Source organism: Dactylosporangium sp. CS-047395 (genome assembly GCF_050942185.1).
Lineage (GTDB): Bacteria > Actinomycetota > Actinomycetes > Mycobacteriales > Micromonosporaceae > Dactylosporangium.
Genome location: NZ_CP192015.1, coordinates 6599177 through 6619429 on the forward strand (window position 1 = coordinate 6599177; position 20253 = coordinate 6619429).

At 73.6% G+C, this 20253-nt stretch carries 25 protein-coding genes and 1 pseudogene; 16 read left to right on the plus strand and 10 right to left on the minus strand.

Features of this window, described 5'->3' with window-relative positions; genetic code table 11:
* Nucleotides 1–16 precede the first annotated feature (16 nt).
* Nucleotides 17–601: a TetR/AcrR family transcriptional regulator gene (locus ACQP00_RS31070; protein ID WP_433201735.1), complete on the plus strand. Its 585-nt coding sequence runs from the start codon at nt 17–19 to the stop codon at nt 599–601.
* On the opposite strand, the gene ACQP00_RS31075 is transcribed toward ACQP00_RS31070, so the two are convergent.
* Nucleotides 598–972: a hypothetical protein gene (locus ACQP00_RS31075; protein ID WP_433201738.1), complete on the minus strand. Its 375-nt coding sequence runs from the start codon at nt 970–972 to the stop codon at nt 598–600. The genes ACQP00_RS31070 and ACQP00_RS31075 overlap by 4 nt on opposite strands.
* An 87-nt stretch (nt 973–1059) precedes the next feature.
* On the opposite strand from ACQP00_RS31075, the gene ACQP00_RS31080 reads away from it, so the two are divergent.
* Nucleotides 1060–2274 carry an MFS transporter gene (locus ACQP00_RS31080; RefSeq protein ID WP_433201741.1) on the plus strand — a complete coding sequence of 405 codons (1215 nt, stop codon included), beginning with the start codon at nt 1060–1062 and terminating at the stop codon, nt 2272–2274.
* Nucleotides 2275–2984: 710 nt separating this feature from the next.
* On the opposite strand, the gene ACQP00_RS31085 is transcribed toward ACQP00_RS31080, so the two are convergent.
* From ACQP00_RS31085 to ACQP00_RS31095, 3 genes are read right to left on the minus strand one after another with little or no spacing between them, the layout of a single operon-like run.
* On the minus strand, nt 2985–3731 hold the full coding sequence (locus ACQP00_RS31085; protein WP_433201744.1) for a hypothetical protein: 747 nt from the start codon (nt 3729–3731) through the stop codon (nt 2985–2987).
* 28 nt (nt 3732–3759) lie between these two features.
* Nucleotides 3760–5520 (minus strand): MFS transporter, encoded by a 1761-nt coding sequence (locus ACQP00_RS31090; protein ID WP_433201747.1) that lies wholly within the window; start codon nt 5518–5520, stop codon nt 3760–3762.
* Entirely contained in the window at nt 5517–5966 is a 450-nt protein-coding gene (locus ACQP00_RS31095) for a MarR family winged helix-turn-helix transcriptional regulator (RefSeq protein ID WP_433201750.1), read from the minus strand. The genes ACQP00_RS31090 and ACQP00_RS31095 overlap by 4 nt, the downstream gene beginning before the upstream one ends.
* Before the next feature lie 50 nt (nt 5967–6016).
* Between ACQP00_RS31095 and ACQP00_RS31100 the strand changes: the two genes are divergently transcribed.
* On the plus strand, nt 6017–6472 hold the full coding sequence (locus tag ACQP00_RS31100; protein ID WP_433224058.1) for a universal stress protein: 456 nt from the start codon (nt 6017–6019) through the stop codon (nt 6470–6472).
* Nucleotides 6473–6502: 30 nt separating this feature from the next.
* Nucleotides 6503–7039, plus strand: coding sequence for a hypothetical protein (locus tag ACQP00_RS31105; protein ID WP_433201753.1), 537 nt, complete (start codon nt 6503–6505; stop codon nt 7037–7039).
* 28 nt (nt 7040–7067) lie between these two features.
* Here ACQP00_RS31105 and ACQP00_RS31110 read toward each other — a convergent pair whose 3' ends face one another.
* Together ACQP00_RS31110 and ACQP00_RS31115 are read right to left on the minus strand one after the other, a co-directional pair.
* Nucleotides 7068–8120, minus strand: a complete 1053-nt coding sequence (locus tag ACQP00_RS31110; protein ID WP_433201756.1) for an MBL fold metallo-hydrolase — start codon at nt 8118–8120, stop codon at nt 7068–7070.
* Complete coding sequence (locus tag ACQP00_RS31115; RefSeq protein ID WP_433201759.1) at nt 8117–8716, minus strand: TetR/AcrR family transcriptional regulator; 600 nt, start codon at nt 8714–8716, stop codon at nt 8117–8119. The genes ACQP00_RS31110 and ACQP00_RS31115 overlap by 4 nt, the downstream gene beginning before the upstream one ends.
* Nucleotides 8717–8816: 100 nt before the next feature.
* On the opposite strand from ACQP00_RS31115, the gene ACQP00_RS31120 reads away from it, so the two are divergent.
* Both ACQP00_RS31120 and ACQP00_RS31125 read left to right on the plus strand, forming a co-directional pair.
* On the plus strand, nt 8817–9047 hold the full coding sequence (locus ACQP00_RS31120; RefSeq protein ID WP_433201762.1) for a hypothetical protein: 231 nt from the start codon (nt 8817–8819) through the stop codon (nt 9045–9047).
* Between the two features lie 20 nt (nt 9048–9067).
* A complete protein-coding gene (locus tag ACQP00_RS31125) occupies nt 9068–9397 on the plus strand; it encodes a hypothetical protein (RefSeq protein WP_433201765.1) in 330 nt (109 codons plus the stop codon).
* A 47-nt stretch (nt 9398–9444) separates the two neighbouring features.
* On the opposite strand, the gene def is transcribed toward ACQP00_RS31125, so the two are convergent.
* Nucleotides 9445–9978 (minus strand): peptide deformylase, encoded by a 534-nt coding sequence (gene def / locus ACQP00_RS31130; RefSeq protein WP_433201767.1) that lies wholly within the window; start codon nt 9976–9978, stop codon nt 9445–9447.
* Between the two features lie 9 nt (nt 9979–9987).
* Entirely contained in the window at nt 9988–10533 is a 546-nt protein-coding gene (locus ACQP00_RS31135) for a CGNR zinc finger domain-containing protein (RefSeq protein WP_433201770.1), read from the minus strand.
* Nucleotides 10534–10596: 63 nt separating this feature from the next.
* Between ACQP00_RS31135 and ACQP00_RS31140 the strand changes: the two genes are divergently transcribed.
* The 5 genes and pseudogenes from ACQP00_RS31140 to ACQP00_RS31160 all read left to right on the plus strand — a co-directional run.
* Nucleotides 10597–11241 carry an AzlC family ABC transporter permease gene (locus ACQP00_RS31140; RefSeq protein WP_433201773.1) on the plus strand — a complete coding sequence of 215 codons (645 nt, stop codon included), beginning with the start codon at nt 10597–10599 and terminating at the stop codon, nt 11239–11241.
* 91 nt (nt 11242–11332) lie between these two features.
* Nucleotides 11333–11647, plus strand: a complete 315-nt coding sequence (locus ACQP00_RS31145) for an AzlD domain-containing protein (protein ID WP_433201776.1) — start codon at nt 11333–11335, stop codon at nt 11645–11647.
* Nucleotides 11648–11743: 96 nt separating this feature from the next.
* The gene (locus ACQP00_RS31150) at nt 11744–12622 is read left to right on the plus strand and encodes an ABC transporter ATP-binding protein (RefSeq protein WP_433201779.1); all 879 of its coding nucleotides are present in this window, start codon (nt 11744–11746) and stop codon (nt 12620–12622) included.
* Between the two features lie 93 nt (nt 12623–12715).
* Entirely contained in the window at nt 12716–14197 is a 1482-nt protein-coding gene (locus tag ACQP00_RS31155) for an ABC transporter permease (protein WP_433201782.1), read from the plus strand.
* A 166-nt stretch (nt 14198–14363) separates the two neighbouring features.
* Nucleotides 14364–14582, plus strand: a pseudogene (locus tag ACQP00_RS31160) (UPF0104 family protein); the annotation flags it as partial.
* A 69-nt stretch (nt 14583–14651) separates the two neighbouring features.
* Here ACQP00_RS31160 and ACQP00_RS31165 read toward each other — a convergent pair.
* Nucleotides 14652–15698 carry an NAD(P)-dependent alcohol dehydrogenase gene (locus tag ACQP00_RS31165; RefSeq protein ID WP_433201785.1) on the minus strand — a complete coding sequence of 349 codons (1047 nt, stop codon included), beginning with the start codon at nt 15696–15698 and terminating at the stop codon, nt 14652–14654.
* A gap of 101 nt (nt 15699–15799) precedes the next feature.
* On the opposite strand from ACQP00_RS31165, the gene ACQP00_RS31170 reads away from it, so the two are divergent.
* Nucleotides 15800–16672, plus strand: coding sequence for a helix-turn-helix transcriptional regulator (locus tag ACQP00_RS31170; protein WP_433201788.1), 873 nt, complete (start codon nt 15800–15802; stop codon nt 16670–16672).
* A gap of 303 nt (nt 16673–16975) precedes the next feature.
* Here the strand turns inward: ACQP00_RS31170 and ACQP00_RS31175 are convergent, their stop codons facing one another.
* A complete protein-coding gene (locus tag ACQP00_RS31175) occupies nt 16976–17359 on the minus strand; it encodes a hypothetical protein (protein ID WP_433201791.1) in 384 nt (127 codons plus the stop codon).
* 85 nt (nt 17360–17444) lie between these two features.
* Here ACQP00_RS31175 and ACQP00_RS31180 point away from each other — a divergent pair, with 85 nt between their 5' ends.
* From ACQP00_RS31180 to ACQP00_RS31195, 4 genes are read left to right on the plus strand one after another with little or no spacing between them, the layout of a single operon-like run.
* Nucleotides 17445–18056 carry a M15 family metallopeptidase gene (locus ACQP00_RS31180; protein ID WP_433201794.1) on the plus strand — a complete coding sequence of 204 codons (612 nt, stop codon included), beginning with the start codon at nt 17445–17447 and terminating at the stop codon, nt 18054–18056.
* Entirely contained in the window at nt 18053–18193 is a 141-nt protein-coding gene (locus tag ACQP00_RS31185; RefSeq protein ID WP_433201796.1) for a hypothetical protein, read from the plus strand. The genes ACQP00_RS31180 and ACQP00_RS31185 overlap by 4 nt, the downstream gene beginning before the upstream one ends.
* Nucleotides 18190–19299, plus strand: coding sequence for an alanine racemase (gene alr, locus ACQP00_RS31190; protein WP_433201799.1), 1110 nt, complete (start codon nt 18190–18192; stop codon nt 19297–19299). The genes ACQP00_RS31185 and alr overlap by 4 nt, the downstream gene beginning before the upstream one ends.
* Nucleotides 19296–20240, plus strand: a complete 945-nt coding sequence (locus tag ACQP00_RS31195) for a D-alanine--D-alanine ligase family protein (RefSeq protein WP_433201802.1) — start codon at nt 19296–19298, stop codon at nt 20238–20240. The genes alr and ACQP00_RS31195 overlap by 4 nt, the downstream gene beginning before the upstream one ends.
* Nucleotides 20241–20253 lie beyond the last annotated feature (13 nt).

The following is a 20253-nucleotide window of genomic DNA, read 5'->3' on the forward strand; positions in this document are numbered from 1 at the left end:
ATGGGAGGATGCTCACATGTCGCTGCCGCTGATCGGCCAACCGCCGCCCGAACGGGCCGACGCCGCGCGCAACCGGCAGCGGCTCGTCGAGGCCGCCCTGCGCATCGTGGCGGCCCGCGGCGTGGCCGGACTGGCCCTCGACGAGGTCGCCCGGGAAGCCGGAGTCGGCGTCGGTACCGCGTACCGGCGCTTCGGCGACGTCGGCACCCTGGCGTACGCGCTGCTGGAGAACCACGAGCTGCGGTTCCAGGAGGCGTTCCTGTCCGGGCCTCCCCCGCTCGGACCGGGCGCCCCGCCGCACGAGCGCATCCGCGCGTTCCTGGATGCCCTGCTGGACCTGCAATGGGACCAGTGGGAGCTGCGCCTGCTGGCCACGCAGAAGGGCCCGCACGGCTGGGCGAGCGGGCCGTATCCGACGTATCAGCTGCATCTGGTACACCTGCTGCGGTCCCTGGATCGTGACCTGGACGCGCCTTACACCGCGAGCGTCCTGCTGGCCCTGCTGAACCCGACCGTGCTGGACCACCAGCGCCACGGGCTCCAACTGAAGCCCGAGCGGATCCGGCACGGCTTCGAGGCCGTGCTCGAGGCGCTGCTCTAGAAGCGTCGGCGCGGGTTCTTGGCCATCCAGCGCCGGTGCTCGCGCTCGAGGCGCTCGGGGAAGCGGCGGAACTGCGGCCCCGCCTCCGCCAGCGCGTCCTCGATCCACTCCCGGGCGGCGTCGGTCGAGACGCCCCAGCGCCACACGAGCGTCTCGCGGGCCGCGCGCTCCCGGCCGAACGTGCGGGCCAGCACCGGCGGGAAGTCGTGCACCACCTCGGCGATCATGTGCATCCGGGCGAACGCGTCATCCATCTCGTACGCCGCGATCGTGCCCAGCCGCAGCTCGCTCGCCAGGGCCCGCACCTCGATCGTGCCCAGGCCGAGCAGCGCCGCGACGGCCCGCACCGCCGAGGCCCGTCCATCGATCACCACCAAAGGGTAAAGCGCATCACAGCGCCCGCGGTACGGGGACTGTTACGGTCCCGCTCGGAACGTGATCAGGAAGGTGCACATCGGATGCGTCGCGGGCTCATCGGGCTGCTGGCCGTGGCGTGCGGGCTCACCGCCGCCAACCTCTACTACGCGCAGCCGCTGCTGCCCGTCCTCGGCCAGGCGTTCGGCGTCGGCGACGTCACCGTGTCGACCATCGTGGTGGCGACCCAGATCGCGTACGCCGTCGGTTTGTTCTTCCTCGGGCCGCTCGGCGACCGCGTCAACGTGCGCACCCTCGTCACGGTGCTGCTGCTCGTCGGGGCGGCCGGGCTCGTGGGGGCGGCGGCCGCGCCCGCGTTCGGGGTGCTGCTGGCGGCGTCGGTCGTGGTCGGCGCGGTGTCCGTGGTGGCGCAGATCCTGGTGCCGTTCGCGGCCGGGCTGGCCTCCGACGCCGACCGCGGGCGGGTCACCGGCACGGTGATGAGCGGGCTGCTGGCCGGGATCCTGCTCGCCCGCGCGTTCTCCGGGGTCGTCTCGGACGCGCTCGGCTGGCGCTGGGTCTACGCGCTCTCGGCCGGGTTCATGCTCGCCCTCGCGGTGGCGCTGCGCGCGATGCTGCCGGTGCGCGAACCGTCCACCGCCATCGGGTACGGCCAGTTGCTGCGCAGCACGCTCGCGCTGCCGGTGCGCCACGCGACGCTGCGGCGGCGGGGACTGTTCCAGGCCGCGTTGTTCGGCTCGTTCACCGCGTTCTGGACGACGATGGGCTTCCTGCTCACGCGCCCGCCGTACAACCTCTCGGAATTGCACGTGGGTCTGTTCTCGCTGCTGGGGGCGGGTGGCGCGCTCATCGCGCCCGCGGCCGGGCGGTGGAGCGATCGGGGCTGGGCGCGGCGGAGCACGGTGGCCGGCCTGCTCGTCGCCGGCGTCACGTTCGCGGCGGCCGGGGCGGTGACCGCGCTGCCGGGGCGCATTGCGGGGATCGTGCTGCTGGCGGTGGCCGCGCTGGTCATCGACGCCGCCGTGCAGACCCTGCTCATCACGAACCAGCAGGTGGTGTACCGCCTGGAGCCCTCAGCGCGCGCCCGCATCAACACGGTGTTCCTGGTGACGTTCTTCCTCGGCGGGGCGGCCGGCGCGCAGCTGAGCACCGTCGCCTGGCACCTGGGCGGCTGGCCGGCGGTCGCGCTCCTCGGCGGGGGCCTGCCACTGCTCGCCCTGGCCACCTACCTCGCCGGCGGGCTGCGCAAGGAGCGGGCCGAGGACGAACTCCGGGGCGAGGTCCCCGTCGCCGTTTGAGGCCATCGCGGCGGGCTGCGCAAGGAGCGGGCCGAGGACGAACTCCGGGGCAAGGTCCCCGTCGCCGCTTGAGGCCATCGCGGCCAGCCGTTCGACCTCGGGCAGCAGCCGTACGGCCAGGAACAGCTCACCGGCCCCGATGACGGCCGCGGCGACGATGAGGCCGGCCACCGGCGCGGCGGCGATGGCGATCGTGGCGACCAGGCCCGAACCGGCGCGCACCCGCAGGCCGAGGCGGGGCAGGCTCGGCAACGGCTGCGCGGCCGCGCCGTCGACCGCCGCGGCGATGCCGAACGCGAGGGCGGCCACCGAGACCCCGACCGACGGATCGGCCTCGGGCAACCGGACCAGCACGACCCCCGCCAGGGCCAGCAGCGCCGGGCCGGCCTGCAGGATCAGCGGGCCGCCGTACCGTGCGCGCAGCAACTGCCCGCCGCCGAAGCGCCCGCACGCGGTGAACAGCAGCCACGCCCCGAGCGCCGCCGGCCCGACCGCCTTCATGGTGCCGGGCCAGAACGCCGCGAGCGCCGCCACCAGCACGCTCACCAGGCCGAAGCTCGTCACCGCCCACCAGCCCAGCACGCCGTGCAGCGGACGCGCGTGACGCTCCAGGGTTCGCAGCTCCGATTGCATGGGGGTCTCCTCGGGTGGAACCGGATTCGCCCACCCTGATACCCATCAGCCCGGCCTACCGAACATATCGGTCACCTTCAGTGCATGATCGGCAACCAGATCGCGGCCCACACGATCTTGCCCTTTTCGTTGCGCAGGCAGCCCCACATCGTGGCGTTGCGGTCGATGATGTGCAGCCCGTCGCCCGGCACGTCGGCCCGGCGGGCGTTGGGCACCACCGTCGGCGGGCGCGGATCGCCGTCGCGCACCGAGATGTGCAGGTAGTTGCCGCGGCGGCTCACCGAGAGCACCACCTCGGTGCCGGCGTGGGTCGCGGCGTTGTGCACGAGCTCGAAGACGATCCGGCGCGCGACGGTGGCCACGTGCGGCACCTGCCAGGCCATGCACGCCTCGTGCACGAGCAACCGGGCCCGGCTCGGGGCGAACGCGTCCGGCGGCAGCACGAGGCTGAACCGGTCCGGCAGCGGCGGTCCGTGCAGCGCGGCGGCTTCGGCGGTGGGCAGCGTGTCGTACAGGCGCAACACCCGGTGCCAGAACGGGTTGGCGAGCCGGGTGCGCAGCGTGCCGTGGGCCGGGACGACCCACAGCAGCGACACCCCGTGGTCGCGCAAAGCCCGATCCTGCGCCGCGTGGAAGAGCGGCGCCGCCGTGCCCGTGGCATCATCGAAGTCGGTGAGATCGACGATGACGGCCCGCGGGCAGGCGACGAGCGCCTTGCTCACAGCGCTGCGGAGTCGGTGCTTGCGTTCGGTGGTCAGCTCCCCGGCGGCGGTGATCCAGGTGATCTCGCGCTCGAGATCGTGCCGGGTCTCGACGGACATCATGACCTAACCATAAAACGAACTGCCTAAACTAAAATCCGTCCCGCGAACGAAGTTCGGCCCCACTTCGGTGTGACAACAGGTCGGTAGCGCTCCCATTGCCGGCCCCGTCGCCTGGCGGAACCACCAGCACCTCGCAGCCCGACTCCTCCACCAGCCGCCGGCTCGCGCTGCCGTCGAGCAGGTGGGCGACGTCGCCGTGGGTGGGCGCGCCGATGGCGACCAGCTGGGCACCGACCGCGTTGGCGTGCTTGGCGATGAGGCTGCCGGCGTGGCCGTGGTCGGCGACGCTGCGCAGCACGTGCCCGGAGGCCGCGACGCCGCGCGCCGCCAGGTCGTCGAGGGCGGCCTGGACGCGGGCGCGGGCCTGCTCGTACGACTCGCGGTCGACCGCGTCCTCGCCGACGATCGCGATCTCGTGGACGTGCAGCAGCTCCAGCGGCGCGTGCAGCTCGGCCGCGCGCTCGGCGGCCACCGCGGTCACCGCGGCCGCGGACGGTCCGGCGTCGACCGCCACCACGACCGGGCGGTTGCCGTTCGCCGCGCCGGTCCGCCCGACGGTCACGATCTCGCCGACGGGTGCGGCGGCCGCACCGCTCGCGGCCTCCTCGGCGGCGTTCTCCGCGTCGGTGAGGATCCGGTGGCCGGTGGCGAGCACGAAGATGGCGAGGATGAAGGTCGCGGCGCCGAGGTAGAACGGCACGTGGATGTTGTAGTGGTCGGCGAGCTTGCCGGCCACGAACGGGGCCAGGCCGCCGCCGATGAAGCGCACGAAGCCGTAGGAGGCCGAGGCGACCGGCCGCGGCACCGGCGCCACGGTCATGACCGCCTGCGTGGTGAGCGTGTTGTTGATGCCGATGAACGCGCCGCACACGATGACCGCGACGATGACGGTGGTGGGCGAGTCGGTGAAGGCGGCGATGACCGTCATCACCACGCCGAGCAGGAACAGGTTGGCGTACAGCGTCTTCGCCGTGCCGAACCGCCGCTGCAGCCGGGGCGCGACGGCCACGCTGAAGATCGCCACGAGCAGCCCCCAGCCGGTGAAGACCAGGCCGAGCTTGTGCTCGTTGAGCTCCATCGGATACGGCGCATAGCCGAGCATGGTGAAGAAGCCCCAGTTGTACAGCACGGCGGTCAGGCTCATGATGAGCAGCCCGCGGTGGCGCAGCGCGGCGAGTGGGGCGATGACGCTCGTCCGCTCGGCCGGCTTCGGCGTCCTGGGCACGAGCGTGATGGTCGCGACGAGCGCGATGAACATCAGCACGCTCACGCCGTAGAACGGCCCGCGCCAGCTGATCCCGCCCAAGGTCCCGCCGAGCAGCGGGCCCACGGCGATGCCGATGCCCAGAGCCGTCTCGTACAGGATGATCGCCCCGCCGAACCCGCCGCTCGCCGAGGCCACGATGACGGCCAGGGAGGTGGCGATGAACAGCGCGTTGCCCAGTCCCCAGCCGGCCCGGAAGCCGACGATGCCGCCGATGCTGTCCGAGGTGCCGGCCAGCGCCGCGAACACCACGATGATGGCCAGGCCGACGATGAGCGTGCGCTTGGGCCCGATGCGGCTGGACACCATGTTCGTGATGAGCATCGCGACCGCGGTCACCAGCAGGTAGCTGGTGAACAGCAGCGACACCTGGCTGGGCGACGCGTGCAGCTGGTGCGACAGCGCGGGCAGGATCGGGTCGACCAGGCCGATGCCCATGAAGGACACGACACAGGCGAACGCGACGGCCCACACCGCCTTCGGCTGGCGGAACGGACTGGCCGTCGCCGGACTGTGCTGGTTCATACGGAGGTACTCCCGGGGAGGGTCGGATCGGTGGTGACGAGCCGGTCCAAGGCCGGCAACGCGGCGGCGAGCGCGGCGCGGTCCTCGGCGCTGAGGTGCTCCGCCAGCTCGCTCATCCGGCGGGCCCGGGCGGCGCGGCGCCGGCGCAGCACGTCTGCCCCGGCCGCGGTGAGGTGAACCATCACGACCCGGGCGTCGCCGGCGCACGAGCGCCGCTCGGCGTAGCCGTCCTGCTCCAGCCGCGAGACGAGCTGCGTCATGGCCGGTTGCGTGATGCCCTCGCGCACCGCGAGCTCCGACAGGCGGCACGGCCCGTGCACGTCGAGCGTCCGCAGCGTCGCCGCCTTGGTCAGCGACACGTCGTCCGCCGGGGCCAGCCGCCGCAGGAGCGAGACGACCCGCTCCAGGCTGACGGCGAGCACCGCCCCGTCGAGGATCTTGGACACCCGTCCTTTATATCACCTACTTATATTCGCGCGTTATGCTTTTGGCTGTGATGACCCCCGCACGCACCCCCGGGGACGGTCCCGGGACGATCCTGGTCGGCGTCGACGGCTCGATCCCGTCCCTGCGCGCCGCGGCCTACGCGGTCGGACTGGCCCGGCGGCAGCGCAGCCGCCTCGTCGCCGTGTACGTGCGCACGCTCTCCGCCACCGTCCTGTCCCTGGCCGACTCGGGCGGGCACGCCGCGCTCAACGTGGTGGACGCGCACGACGCCGTGGAGCGGCAACTCCGCGACGCGGTCGAGCGCGACATCGCCCGCCTCGACGTCGACGCCCATCTCGTCGTGCGCACCGGCGAGCCGTTCACGGAGCTGGTCGCGGTGGCGCAGGCCCTGAACGCGGACGCGGTGATCGTGGGCCGCTCGGCGGGCGCGCTGCACCGGCTGGCCGGCTCGATCGCGGTGAAACTGGTCCGCTGCGGCCGCTGGCCGGTGACGGTCGTGCTATAAATCGATTGCTCGCGATGCCACACTGAGGTCATGGACCGAAAGCCGCGCCTGGGCGGCTCACGTTTCACGCCGCCCGGCCTCTTCACCGAACTCGGCCTCGACGTCGAGGTCGTCCTGGAACCGTGCGACCGGCTGGTGGACGACCTGGGCCGCGGCGACCTCGACGCCGTGATCCTCTCCGGACGGTTCACGGCCCCGGAGGGCGCCGAGCACGTCATGGTGGCCTCGCACCGCACCCGGGTGGCCATGCGGCACGACGATCCGTTCGCCGCGCTCGACCCGATCTGGATGGGCCAGGTGTGGGGCCGGGACCACGTCGGCGTCGGCACGCACCCCGACGCCGATTGGGCCACGCTCGCCGACCACGTGCGCCGGACCGGCGTGCTCGCGGAGATCCTGCCGCTGGAGACCGGCGGCGACATCGGCGTCTTCGCCGACCCGGCGTTCACTGTCCGCCCGGTCCACGGCGGGCCGAGCCTGCGATTCGACCTGTTCTGGCCGGCCGAGCGCGCCGGCAGCCCGATCGCGCTCGCGGCCACCGCCCGGTGGGGCCGCAACCCAACCTAGCCGAGCCCCGGTGTCAGCCGGGTGTCACTCAGTCGGTCGCGGCCCGGCGCCAGCGGACCAGGGCGTCGGCACCGGTCGAGGCCCGCACCGCGCCGATCGCGGCCAGGTGCTCCAGATGGGCCAGGGTCTCCCCCAGGGCCAGCCGCCGCAGCACCCCGTGCAGCGCGTCCCAGCCCCGCGACCAGGTCAGCCCGGCCGCCACCGTCCACGCGGTCGCCGCACCGCCGTTGGCGTCGATCGCGGCCAGAATCTCGCCGCCCCGCTCGTCGTGGTGGCGGACCAGCTCGGCGGCGCGGGCGTCCAGGCCCCGGAAGCGGTACTCGTGCGCCGGCAACGCCTCCTCCGCGGTGTACTTCGCGGTGATCTCCAGCGAGGCCAGGTAGTCGCCCAGCGGGTTGCCCTCGGAGCCGTCGTGCATGCCGATGTTGGGGCTGATCCGGGGCAGCAGGTGGTCGCCGGTGAGCAGCACGCCCGCCCCGGCCTCGTGCAGGCACAGGTGGCCCGGCGTGTGGCCCGGCGTCCAGATCGCGCGCAGCTCGTGGCGGGCCAGCGGCAGCAGGTCGCCGTCCTCGATGGCGCGGTCCGGCTCGGCCATGTCCATCAGCTCGCCGATCCGGTTGTGGCTGATGACCAGCCCCTCCGTGACGTCGGCGGGCACCCCGTGGCGCAGCAGCCAGGCCCGGTCGGTGCCCGGGTCGCGGTGCCGCCACGCGCGCACCGGCAGCGTCTCCGCCTCGGCCGGGTGCATGCCGATCCAGGCTCCGCTGCGCTCGCGCACCCAGTTGCTCATGCCGTGGTGGTCGGGGTGGACGTGGGTGAGCACGACCCCGGTGACGTCTCCGATCCCGGCGCCGGCGCACGCCAGACCCGCCTCGAGCGCGGCCCGCCCCTCGGCGCTGTCCCATCCGGGATCCACCAGCAGCACACCGGCGTCGTCAACAAAGACATAGCTCAGCGTGTACCGCAAAGGGCTGTCCGGAATCGGCACGGGCACCGACCACACGTCGGGGCGCACCTGCTCGACCGGCGGCAGCACGCGCTCCTGCCAGGCCTCGTGCTGGGCGGTGCCGGTGATGATCACGAGTAGCTCCCGTTGTGCAGCAGGAAATCCACGAGCCGGCGCGCATGCCGGGGCGTGTCCGCGGCCAGCGCCGCGCGCTTGTCCGCCGGCGTACTGATCGCGTGCATCATCGCCCCGCCGACGAGCGTGTCGAGCAGCAGCGTGACGGACACCGTGGCCGGCAGCTCGCCCCGGTCGATCCCCCGCCGCACGATCGCCCGCGCGGCCGCGATCTGCGCCTTGTGCAGCGCCGCGTAGTGCTCGGCCACGCCCGGGATGGTCCCCATCTCCAGCGGCAGCCGCAGCGCGGCGCGGCTGGAGGGCCCGGCGTACCGGTCGAGCACCTGCGTGGCCAGCTCGACGAGGTCCCCGCGCAGCGTCCCGGTGTCGACGTCCTCGACCCGCAGCAGCCCGGCCGTGAGCGCGTCGTTGAGCAGCGCCTCCTTGGAGCTCCAGCGCAGGTACAGCGAGGCCTTGCCCACCCCCGCCCGCCGTGCGACGGGCTCCATCGCGAACCCGGCCCACCCGACGTCGCCGAACACGTCGAGCGCGGCCCGCAGTATCCGCCGATCCACCTGGGGATCGCGGGGCCGCCCGTGCACCGCGGTTGCCGTCACCCGGCCATGTTAACTGAACGATGAGCGTTCAGTTTGCCCGCCGACCTGTCCAACCGATCACACTGCTGACAGATTTGCGCGGCGGCGGTACAACGGTCGCGTGGGACGCCGACGGCGCGAGGCCGAGCGCAGGGCCCGCATGAACCGCCCCAACTACAAGCGTCAGGCCGCGGTCGCGACCGTGCTCATGCTGGGCGGCCTGGCCCTGGCCGCGACGAGCCTGCGCTGGTGGGGGCTCATCCCGATGTTCGTCGCGACACTCATCACCGCGAACCTGATGCGCGCCCGAAAGGCCTACCGCACCGGCCGCTGGTTCGACGAGGACGCCTGAAGCACCCGGCGCGGGCCACGATGGACGAGGCGACGGCGGGCACCCCAGCCGCCCACCCGCTGCACTGGTGCGACGCCGGTCATCCGCCCCCGATCCCGCTGGCTCCCAACAACGACGAGCTCGCGCCGGAACACGGCAGCCATGTCGAGTGTCAGCCCAGCGGCCTCGTCGAGCGGCCGGGTGCAGCGATGGATGCGAGCATGCGTGAGCCGGCCGGCCTGTTCACGGGCCGTCACCACCTGTCTGCCGAGCAGTTGTGCGATCACCTGTTGACCTCGTCCAGGACGGGCGCCGCCGACGACATCGTGATCACCGTGTTGCAGACGGGCGCCGTTGCGCCGAGTCGTTGATGCGCCCCCGCTGCACCACCGACAGCGAAGAGCGTGCCAGAGCCGCGTTAAGAATTTGTTGTACCGCGCAAACCCGCCTCGGCCAGCAGTTCCTCCCGCCGCTCTTCGGGCAGCCGGTCGACGTACAGGATGCCGTTGAGGTGATCGGTCTCGTGCTGCAGGCACCGGGCGAAGTATCCCGTTCCGGTCACGCTGACCGGCTTGCCGCGCTTGTCCACGCCGGTCACGGTGGCGATCGCGGCCCGGGGCAGCGAGGCGCGCGGCCCCGGCACCGACAGGCAGCCCTCGTCCCCCTCGTCCGGCGGCGCGAGGGCCGACGCCGTCTGCAGCTGCGGGTTCACGATGTGCCCGATCTGCCGGATGTCGTCCGCGTCGGGGCAGTCGTACACGAACACGCGCAGGTCGACCCCGATCTGGTTGGCCGCCAGCCCGACCCCGCGGGCCTCGTACATCGACGCGAACATGTCGTCGATGAGCCCGCCGAGCGCCTCGTCGAACACCGTCACGTCGGCACACCGGCGGTGCAGGACCGGGTCGCCGTAGTACACGATCGGACGGGCGACACCCTGACTCGCAGACATTGATCAAGCTTACCCGCGCGCACCCCGCCGGCGGCGGGTGTAGGCGCGGACCCGGGCCCGGTTGCCGCAGTCGGCCGCGTCGCACCAGCGCCGGCTGTGGTTGCGGGTGGTGTCCAGGAACAGCCAGCCGCAGCCGTCGCCGTCGCAGCGCCGCAGGTCGGTCAGGTCGGGGCGCTGCAGCAGCTCCACCGTAGCCAGCACGAGGTGCGGGACCAGGCCGCGCGCAGAGGGGACCAGGGGCAACCGGCCCGGCAGCTCCGCCTCGGCGAGCGCGGCCATCCAGGCGGCGTGCACCGCCCGCACGTCCCCCGGCGCAGCCGCCGCCCCGGCGAGGTGCGCATCAAAAAGCCGGACGGTCACCGCGCGCAACTCCCGGACCCGGGCCAGCGCCGCATCGTCCACGGGCACAGTCCGCCCGGTCGCGGCCGTGAACCAGGCGGCCAGCAGGTCCGGCGAGCTCAGCCGGTCGACCGCCCGGGCCGGGTCGAGCCGCCAGGACAGCGTGTTGCACAGGTCGAGGGCCAAGTGGCCGCCGACGAAGCGCCATTCGTACACGCCATCCAATGTACATGGTCTAAGCGGGTTTAGACCATGTGAGAGGCGGGGACGACGAGGGGCATGGATGGATGGTCGCGCGGGTTGCGTGTCGGGGCCGGGCTCGCGGCCGGGTCGTTCCTGCTCGCGGTGGGGTTCGGGGCGTTCGCGGTCGGCCACGGCTGGCCGGCCTGGCTGGCGATCGCCATGTCGGCCCTGGTGTTCTCCGGCTCGGCCCAGTTCGCGCTGGTCACCGCGTTCGCCGGGGGCGGCCTCGGCCCGGCCGTGGCCAGCGCGGCGCTGATGAACCTGCGGTTCGTGCCGATGGCCGCGGCGACCGCCCGGCACCTGCCCGGCGGGCCGTGGCGGCGCGCGGTGCAGGGGCAGGCCGTGGTCGACGGCTCGTGGGTGGCCGCCCAGCTCCCCGGCGGCGGCCTGGACCGGCGGCTCATGTTCGGCGCGACGCTGGTGCAGTGGCCGGCCTGGATCCTCGGCACCGCGCTGGGCGCCCTGCTCGTCCCCGGCGGCGCGGCCCTCCACGCGACCGGCCTCGACCTGGTCTTTCCCGGGTTCTTCGGGCTTCTGCTGTACGACGCGCTCCGCACCGACCCACGCCTGGCCCCACTCGGCGTGGCCGCCGCCGCGATCGCCGCGAGCTGCCGGTTCCTGCCACCGGGGGTCGCCCTGTCGCTCGCCGCCGCCGTCGCGCTGTGGAAGCTGCGGCCATGACGCCGAAGGTCATCACACCGGACGCACCGCGGAACGCCACGGCCACGACGCCGAAGCTCATCGCGGCGGGCGCGCTGGGGAAGGTGCGGCCATGACGAGGATGCTCATTGCGGCGGGCGTGCTGGCGGTCGTGAACATGCTGTACAAGGGAATCGGTCCGGCTCTTCTGGGTGGCCGCACGGTCCCGCCCCGGGTGCAGGCGGTCGCCGACGCTCTGCCCGTCGTGCTGCTCGCCGCGCTGCTGACCGTCGACCTGCTGGGGGCCGGCTGGCGCGAGGTCGACTGGACGCTGCTGCCGGGGCTGGCCGCCGCCGTCGCGCTGCGGGCCCTCGGGCGTTCGCATGTCACGTGCATCGTGGCCGGCGTCGTCTGCACTGCGGCGCTGCGGCTCCTGCTCGCGATGTGACGCCGCTGACGGATTTCATCATGCGTTGACATTCACCTTCGTGGAGTCCTACCGTCGACGAGAACTCATCACTCGTTGAAATCGAAGGGCGGAGTCATGATCGAGGTGCAAGGGCTGGTCAAGTCGTTCGGGGCGTTCCGCGCCCTCGACGGCCTGGACCTGCACGTCGCGCCGGGTGAGGTGCACGGGTTCCTCGGGCCCAACGGCGCCGGCAAGTCGACCACCATCCGGGTCCTGCTCGGCCTGCTCAAGGCCGACGCCGGGCAGGTGCGGGTGCTCGGCGGCGACCCGTGGCGCGACGTCGTGGCGCTGCACCGGCGGCTGGCCTACGTGCCCGGCGACGTGTCGCTGTGGCCGGGGATGACCGGCGGCGAGGCGATCGACCTGCTCGGCAAGCTGCGCGGCGGCCTCGACGAGACGCGCCGCCGGGAGCTGATCGAGCGGTTCGAGCTGGACCCGACCAAGCGCGGCCGGCAGTACTCGAAAGGCAACCGGCAGAAGGTGGCCCTGGTCGCGGCGCTCGCGTCCGACGTCGACCTGCTGATCCTGGACGAGCCGACGTCCGGGCTGGACCCGCTGATGGAGGCGGTATTCCAGGAGGAGATCGCCAAGGCGAAGGCGCGGGGCCGCAGCGTGCTGCTGTCCAGCCACATCCTCACCGAGGCCGAGGCCCTGGCCGACCGGATCAGCATCATCCGGGCCGGGAAGGTCGTCGCGACCGGCACCCTGGCCGAGATGCGCGGCCGCACCCGCACCACCATCCACGCCGTGTTCGCGCAGCCGCCGGCCGGGCTGGACGGGCTCGGCGTCATCCACGACGCGCGGCTGCGGGGCGACCGGTTCACCGGCACCGTCGACGCGGACCGGCTCAGCGCCGCGATGGCCGCGCTCGGCCGGCACCCGATCACCTCGCTGACCGTCGCCCCGCCGTCCCTCGAGGAGCTCTTCCTGCGCCAGTACGGGGATGCGGCATGAACCCGAGCCCGCTGCTGCCCGCCGCGCTCAAGCAGGACGCTCGCAACATCGCGCCCTGGGTCGTGCTCATCACGGCCCCTCTCGGCGACCTCGGTGCTCGCCTACGGCTGGGTCTTCCCCGACCTGGCCGCCCGGCGGCAACTGGCCGCGACCCTCGGCGCCAACCCGGCGCTGAGCCTCATCTTCGGCCCGGCCCGCGACCTGCTCACCGCGGACGGGTTCAACGCCTGGCGGGCCGGCGCCCTCGGCGGGTTCTTCGCCGCGCTGATGGCCATCTTCATCGTGGTCCGCAACAGCCGCGCCCAGGAGGACTCCGGCCAGGCCGAGCTGCTCGCCTCCGGGGTCATGGGCCGCCAGACCCGCCTGGCCGTCGCGCTGGCCCTGGCGGTCCTCGCCTCGCTCGCCCTCGGCGTGGTGTCCTGGCTGGTCACCGTCGCGTGCGGCGGCGGCTGGGTGAATTCGCTGGCGCTGTCGGCCACGTTCACCGCCTCCGGGCTGATGTTCGCCGGGGTCGCCGGGATCGCCGCCCAGATCGGGTCGGACGCGCGCGCCGCCAACAGCATCGCGGTGGCCACCCTGGGCGTGGCGTTCGTCGTCCGCGGGTACCTCGACGCGAGCCAGACCGGCGACCGGGCCGTCTGGCTGACCCCGCTCGGCTGGCTGGAGGAGGTCCGCCCCGCGGCCGGCAACCACTGGTGGCCGCTGCTGCTCGCCGCCGGGTTCGCGGTCGTCCTGGCCTCGGTGGCGCTCGCGCTGCACGCCCGGCGCGACTTCGGCCAGGGCCTGATCGCCCCGCGGCGCGGCCCGGCCCGCGGCGGCGCGGTCGCCTCGGTGTGGGGCCTGGCCCTGCGGATCAACCGCGGCGCGCTGATCTCCTGGCTGGTCGCGTTCGCCGGCCTCGGCCTGGTGTTCGGCTTCCTGGCCACCGCCGTCGGCGACGTCTTCGCGTCCAACCCGAACCTGGGCGGGCTCATCAAGGCCGGCGCGACCAGCGAGGCCGGGCTGATCTTCGCCTTCCTGGTCACGATCCTGCAGCTGGCCGGCATCATCGCTGCGGTGTTCGGCGTGCAGATCGTCATGCGCGTCCACGCCGAGGAGCTCGAGTACCGCGTCGAACCGGTCCTCGCCGGCGCGCTGAACCGCGCGAAGTACCTGGCGAGCAACGCCGTCATCGCGTTCGCCGGGCCGGCGGTGGCGCTCCTGATCGCCGGTACCGTCATCGGGCTCGTCGCGGCGGCCGCCGAACCCGGCATCGCCGTCGGGGACGTCGTCCTGCAGGCCGCGGCGACCGTCCCCGCCGTGTGGACCATCGTCGGGCTCGCCCTGGCCGCGGTCGGCGCCAACCCGCGCGTCCGGCTGGCCGGCTGGCTCGGCGTCGTGGCCACCTTCGCGCTGACCCTGCTCGGCCCGATGTTCCGGCTCTGGGACTGGGTCCTCGGCATCAGCCCGCTGTGGCACGTCCCCAACGTCACCGCCGCCGGTCCGGGCTGGTCCGGCCTCGGCTGGGTCGCCCTCGCGGCCGCCGGGTTCACGGTCATCGGCTTCGCGGGCTTCCGCCGCCGCGACGTCCTCTGAGCACCGCCATGTCCATGACCGGCACGATCAAAATGCAACCGCCGCCATGGTACCGCCGGTGCCCGCGCCCCGCCCGCCCGCGCAAGGCCTGGACCGCATCCGCGGCTTCGTCGGCCGGCCCGGCTGACCTTGCGCCGCGGCGAATTGGTTCGCGCTGCTCAACTGGATGCTCGACGCCGTATGCCTGTGGCTGTGCCTGCACGCCGTCGGCGCGCCGGCGACCGGGCCCACCCAGGTCCTGCCGGCCTTCTGTGCCGCCGTGGCCGCCGGCGCGATCACGATCGTCCCCGGCGGCCTCGGCATCGTCGACAGCGCGCTGATCCTCGGCCTGGTCACCGGCGGCGTCGCCATTCCGGCGGCGATCGCGGCCGTGGTGCTGTACCGGCTGATCAGTTTCGGCTTCGTCGTCGGCGCCGGCTGGATCGCCTGGCTGGCGATCCAGCGGCGGGCCGGCTCAGGAGCGCAGGGTGTCGATGTCGATCACGAACCGGTAGCGGACGTCGGAGCGCAGGACCCGCTCGTAGGCCTCGTTCACCTGGTCGGCCGGGATGACCTCGACCTCCGGGGCGATCCCCCGCTCGGCGCAGAAGTCCAGCATCTCCTGGGTCTCGGGGATCCCGCCGATGCTGGAGCCGGCGAACGTGCGCCGGTTGTTGAACAGCGCGAACACCGGCACCGCGAGCGGCTCCGGCGGGGCGCCCACGCTGACCAGGGTGCCGTTCAGGCGCAGCAGGCCGAGGTAGGAGCGCATGTCGATCGGCGCGCTGACCGTGTTGATGATCAGGTCGAAGCGGTTCTTGAGCGCCTCGAAGGTCGAGGAGTCGCTGGTGGCCTGGTAGTCGCCGGCGCCGAAGGCGAGGCCGTCGTCCTTCTTGCCCAGGGTCTGGGACAGGACGGTGACGTCGGCGCCCATGGCCACGGCCAGCTTGACCGCCATGTGACCGAGGCCGCCCATGCCGACCACGGCGACCTTGGTGCCGGGGCCCGCGTTCCAGTGCCGCAGCGGTGAGTACGTGGTGATGCCGGCGCACAGCAGCGGGGCCGCCGCCTCGTACGGGATCGACTCCGGCACACGCAGCACGAAGTGCTCGTCGACCACGACGTGGGTCGAGTAGCCGCCCTGGGTGACGGTGCCGTCGCGGTCGACGCTGTTGTAGGTGCCGGTGTTGCCGTTGAGGCAGTACTGCTCCTGCCCGGCCCGGCAGTTCTCGCACTCCCGGCACGAGTTGACCATGCAGCCCACGCCGACCCGGTCGCCCATGGCGTGCCTGGTGACGTCCGCGCCGACCTCGGCGACGCGCCCGACGATCTCGTGCCCGACCGTCAGCGGGTACTGGATGTCGCCCCACTCCCCGCGCACGGTGTGGATGTCGGAGTGGCAGATGCCGGCGTAGCGGATCTCGATGAGCACGTCCCGCGGGCCGAGGTCGCGGCGCTGGATGGTGGAGCGCTCCAGCGGTCCGGTGGCCGACGGAGCGGAGATGGCGTTGACACTGAGCATGGGACTACACCATCACACGTCCCGCGGGCGGTGCGAGTCACTGCCGAAAGGTGTACCGCCAGTACACCCCTCGGGAACGCCCCCGGCCGTACCGTCGGGGGGTGAGCAACCGAGCCGAGGTGCGCGACTTCCTGACCTCCCGCCGCGCGAAAATCACCCCGGAGCAGGCCGGGCTCCCGGTCGCCGGCCAGCGCCGCGTCCCGGGCCTGCGCCGCAGCGAGGTCGCCGCCCTGGCCGGCATGAGCGTCGAGTACTACGCCAAACTCGAACGCGGCTCCCTCGCCGGGGTTTCCGCGGGCGTCCTGGAGGCGATCGCCCGCGTCCTGCGCCTCGACGACGCCGAGCGGGCCCACCTGCTCCGCCTGGCCCAGGAGGCCAACGGCAGCAATGCCCTGGTCCGCCCGTCCCGCCGCCCGAAGCCGCGCACCGTGCGGCCCAGCCTCCAGTGGGCCCTGGACGCCATCACCAGCCCCGCGATCGTGGCCAACGGCCGCTCCGACCTGCTGGCCGCCAACTTCCTCGGCCGCGCCATGCTCGCCGACGTCTTCGCCGACCCGAACCCGAACTTCGCCCGCTTCACCTTCCTGGACAGCGCCGCCCGCCGCTTCTACCCCGACTGGGACCGCTTCGCCGACATGACCGTCGGCAACCTGCGCACCGCGGCCGGCATCGACCCCCACGACAAGGCCCTGCACGACCTGGTCGGCGAACTCTCTACCCGCAGCGACGACTTCCGCCGCCGCTGGGGCGCGCACAACGTCCGCATCCACGGCACCGGCGTCAAACACTTCCACCACCACGTCGTCGGCGACCTCACCCTCGCCTACGAGACCATGAACCTGCAGGCCGACCCGGACCTGGCCCTGACCATCTACGCCGCCGAGCCCGACTCCCCGACGGCGCACGCCCTGGTGCTGCTCGCCTCCTGGGCCGCCACCACCGACCAGAACCTCGCCCCCACCGCCGACCGCTAGCCGACACCCGCGCCGGCTGGAGACGGCGCCGGCGACGACACCGGCCGTCGACCACCGCGACCGATGCCGGACGTCCAGCAGCCGCCGCCGGTTCCGCGGAAGGCCGTGGTCGGGGCGTGCCGAAGAGGGCGTCGGCCGCCGTCGGAGCCGGCGCGGTCTCGACGGCGTGCTGTCGCATCGCCCGCGGCCGGTGTCAACGCGCCCGGCGCAGGACCGCGTGCCGAAGTGGCGTCGGCCGCCAGTTGGAGCCGGCGCGGTCTTGAGGGGGTGTGGGTGGAGCGAAGCTCCCCCGCCTAGAGCAACTCAGAGCGAGTCAGCTTCGGCGTCGCGGCGGGCCTGTTCGGCTCGGTCGCGGTGTTCCTCGGCCTGGCGGCGGTGTTCGCGGGCGTGGTCCGGGTCGGTCGCAGCCGCGCGCAGGTAGGCATCGGCCGCCAGGTCGTGCCCGTGGGCGGCGCGGCGGTGGGCGTCGGCGGCCGCGCCGCGGCTGGCCACGGCGCGTTCGGCCGCCCGGCCCGCGGTGTCGGCGTCGGAGACCGCGCGGGCCGCGCCGGAGTCGCCGAAGGCGCGCAGGCCGGCGCCGATCTCCTCGGCGCGCGCGTGGGCCTCGGCCGCGCGGCGGCGGGCCCGTTCGCCGCGTTGGCGGGCCGCCTCGGCGGCGTCGGCCCACTCCTGCTCATCAGGGACCACAGACCGAGTATCTCAGCCTCGAGGACCGATCATCGGCACCTCAGGCGGAGGCATCGGGGGTGGGGTGCGGGCCAGCCTATTCGCCATGAGTGTCCTGCTGTCCGATCCCCTGGTGTCCGCGGTGCCCGTCTGCGACCTAGACGAGCCGCTCGTCGCGCTCGACGACGGGTTCGGGGCGGCCGGGGCGCTGGTCCGGCGCGAGCTGGCGGTTCGACTGCAGGCGGCTCGGGCCGCGCTGCCCGGCGGGATCCGGTTGCTCGTGGTCGAAGGGTACCGTCCGGCGTACCGCCAGCAGGCCATCATCGACCGCTACGCCGCCGAGTTGCGGGCGGTGCGGCCGGGGATCGGGGAGCCGGAGCTGCACACGCTCACCAGCCGGTTCGTCGCGCCGCTGGCGGTGGCGCCGCACGTGGCCGGGGCGGCGGTGGACCTGACGCTCGCCGACGACGCCGGGGTGGAGCTCGACCTCGGCACCGCGATCGACGCCACCCCCGAGGCGTCCGGCGGGCGCTGCTACTTCGCGGCCGAGCACATCAGCGCCGAGGCCCGGGCCAACCGGGCGCTGCTCGCCCGGGTGCTGGGGCGGGAGGGGCTGGTGAACTACCACACCGAGTGGTGGCACTGGTCCTACGGCGACCGCTACTGGGCGCTGGCCACCGGGGCCGGCGCCGCGCTGTACGGGCCCGTCGCCCGATGAGCCTCCTCGCGTTACGGCCACAGGCCACCCTGCACGTCGACCTCGGCGCGGTCACCGGCAACGTGCGCACGATCAAGCGCTACTGGGCGCTGGCCACCGGGGCCGGCGCCGCGCTGTACGGGCCCGTCGCCCGATGAGCCTCCTCGCGTTACGGCCACAGGCCACCCTGCACGTCGACCTCGGCGCGGTCACCGGCAACGTGCGCACGATCAAGGCGCGCACGGCCGGCGAGGTGATGGCCGTCGTCAAGGCGGACGGGTTCGGGCACGGGCAGGTCGGCGTCGCGCGGGCGGCGCTCGCCGGTGGGGCCACCCGGCTCGGCGTGACCAGCATCGACGAGGCGCGCCCGCTGCGCGCGGCCGGGCTCACCGAGCGGGTGCTGAGCTGGCTCAACCCGGTGGACGCCGACTTCGCCGGGGCGGTCGCGCTCGACATCGAGCTCGGGGTGCCGGGCATTGAGCATTTACAAGCCGTCGCCGGTACCGCGCCCGGCGCCCGCATCCACCTCCAGCTCGACACCGGCATGGGCCGCGACGGGGCCGAACCGGCCGCCTGGGACGCGCTGTGCCGGGCCGCCCGCCGGGCCGAGCTGGACGGGCTGGTGCGGGTGGTCGGGGTGATGGGGCACCTGCCGTGCGCCGACCGGCCCGGCCACCCGGCCGACGCGGCGGGGCGGGACCGGTTCGCCTGGGGACTGCGCACCGCGCGGGCGGCGGGGCTGCGGCCGGCCGATCACCACCTGGCCGCGACCGCCGCCACGCTCAGCGATCCGCGCTCGCACCACACGATGAGCCGGATCGGCGCGGGACTGGTGGGGATCGACGAGTCACAGACGGTACAACTGCGGCCTGCTTTGACCTTGACGGCGCCACTGGTGACGATCCGGAGCGTGCCCGCCGGCACGGGGGTCGGCTATGGGCACACCTGGACGGCGCCTCGGGCCACCCGGCTGGGGTTGATCCCGGTCGGATACGCCGACGGGCTCCCCCGGCTCGCGTCCGGCCGGGCCGAGGTCTGGGTGGCCGGGGCGCGGCGCCCGGTCGCGGGGCGGATCTCCATGGACATGACCGTCGTCGACCTCGGCCGCGACACCCGGGCCGCGGTCGGCGACGCGGTGACCGTGTTCGGGCCGGGCGCACACGGCGAGCCGACCACGGCGCAATGGGCCCGCTGGGCCGAAACCCTCGAACACGAGATCGTCACGGGCCTCAGCGCCCGGCTGCATCGAAGGAGTGCCCCATGACCCCCATCCGCGTGGCCGTGATCGGCGGCGGCCGCAACTGCGAGCACGACGTCTCCCTGGCCTCCGCGGCCGGGGTGGCCGACGGCCTGGAGGAGGCCGGCCACGAGGTCGTCCGCCTCACCATCGACCCGGCCGGGGTCTGGCTGGACCCCGAGGACCGGGCGATCGAGTTCTCCCGGGCCGTGCAGATCCTGGGCTCGTGCGCGGTGGTGTTCCCGGTCCTGCACGGGCCGCACGGCGAGGACGGCACCCTGGCGGCGCTGTGCGACCTGGCCGGCGTGCCGTTCGTCGGCTCGCCGCTGGGCGCGGGCGCGCTGGGCATGGACAAGTGGGCCACCAAGCTGGTGGCCGAGGCGCTCGGGATCGCCACCGCTCCGGGACGGCTGCTGACGCGGGGCAGCATGCGGTACACCTGGAGCAACCCGGTGGTCGTGAAGCCCGTCGCGGCCGGCTCCAGCCTCGGCGTCACGCTGGTGCGGGAGGAGTCCGCGCTGGCACCGGCGCTGCGGGCGGCGTTCGCGCTGGACGACCGGGTGCTCGTGGAGGACCTGGTGGCCGGCCGCGAGATCGACGTGGCCGTGCTCGGGCGCCGGGACGGGTCGCGGGTGGTGGCGCCGGCGCTGGAGGTCGTGCTGCCCGACGGGGAGATCTTCGACCACGCGGCGAAGTACGGGACGCCGCAGTTCCGCATCCCGGCCCCGCTGGACGAGGGCGAGCGCAAGGAGCTGGAGGAGGCGGCGGTGGCCGTGTACGACGCGCTGGGCTGTGCCGGGGTCGCCCGGGTCGACTTCTTCCTCACCGAGCGCGGGCCGGTGCTGAACGAGATCAACACCACGCCGGGGATGACCGCGCACTCGCAGGTGCCGCGGATGTTCGCGGTGTCCGGTATGTCCTTTCCGGCGCTGCTCGACGTGCTCGTCCGCGACGCGATCGCGGCCTGACGTTTTGCCGCGC

Bases quoted from the DNA above. Each gene is read 5' to 3' on its own strand.
- ACQP00_RS31070 (WP_433201735.1), top strand. From the start codon at position 17: ATGTCGCTGCCGCTGATCGGCCAACCGCCGCCCGAACGGGCCGACGCC.
- ACQP00_RS31080 (WP_433201741.1), top strand. From the start codon at position 1,060: ATGCGTCGCGGGCTCATCGGGCTGCTGGCCGTGGCGTGCGGGCTCACC.
- ACQP00_RS31085 (WP_433201744.1), bottom strand. From the start codon at position 3,731: ATGATGTCCGTCGAGACCCGGCACGATCTCGAGCGCGAGATCACCTGG.
- ACQP00_RS31090 (WP_433201747.1), bottom strand. From the start codon at position 5,520: ATGAACCAGCACAGTCCGGCGACGGCCAGTCCGTTCCGCCAGCCGAAG.
- ACQP00_RS31100 (WP_433224058.1), top strand. From the start codon at position 6,017: ATGACCCCCGCACGCACCCCCGGGGACGGTCCCGGGACGATCCTGGTC.
- ACQP00_RS31105 (WP_433201753.1), top strand. From the start codon at position 6,503: ATGGACCGAAAGCCGCGCCTGGGCGGCTCACGTTTCACGCCGCCCGGC.
- ACQP00_RS31125 (WP_433201765.1), top strand. From the start codon at position 9,068: ATGGACGAGGCGACGGCGGGCACCCCAGCCGCCCACCCGCTGCACTGG.
- def (WP_433201767.1), bottom strand. From the start codon at position 9,978: ATGTCTGCGAGTCAGGGTGTCGCCCGTCCGATCGTGTACTACGGCGAC.
- ACQP00_RS31140 (WP_433201773.1), top strand. From the start codon at position 10,597: ATGGATGGATGGTCGCGCGGGTTGCGTGTCGGGGCCGGGCTCGCGGCC.
- ACQP00_RS31145 (WP_433201776.1), top strand. From the start codon at position 11,333: ATGACGAGGATGCTCATTGCGGCGGGCGTGCTGGCGGTCGTGAACATG.
- ACQP00_RS31150 (WP_433201779.1), top strand. From the start codon at position 11,744: ATGATCGAGGTGCAAGGGCTGGTCAAGTCGTTCGGGGCGTTCCGCGCC.
- ACQP00_RS31165 (WP_433201785.1), bottom strand. From the start codon at position 15,698: ATGCTCAGTGTCAACGCCATCTCCGCTCCGTCGGCCACCGGACCGCTG.
- ACQP00_RS31180 (WP_433201794.1), top strand. From the start codon at position 17,445: ATGAGTGTCCTGCTGTCCGATCCCCTGGTGTCCGCGGTGCCCGTCTGC.
- ACQP00_RS31185 (WP_433201796.1), top strand. From the start codon at position 18,053: ATGAGCCTCCTCGCGTTACGGCCACAGGCCACCCTGCACGTCGACCTC.
- alr (WP_433201799.1), top strand. From the start codon at position 18,190: ATGAGCCTCCTCGCGTTACGGCCACAGGCCACCCTGCACGTCGACCTC.
- ACQP00_RS31195 (WP_433201802.1), top strand. From the start codon at position 19,296: ATGACCCCCATCCGCGTGGCCGTGATCGGCGGCGGCCGCAACTGCGAG.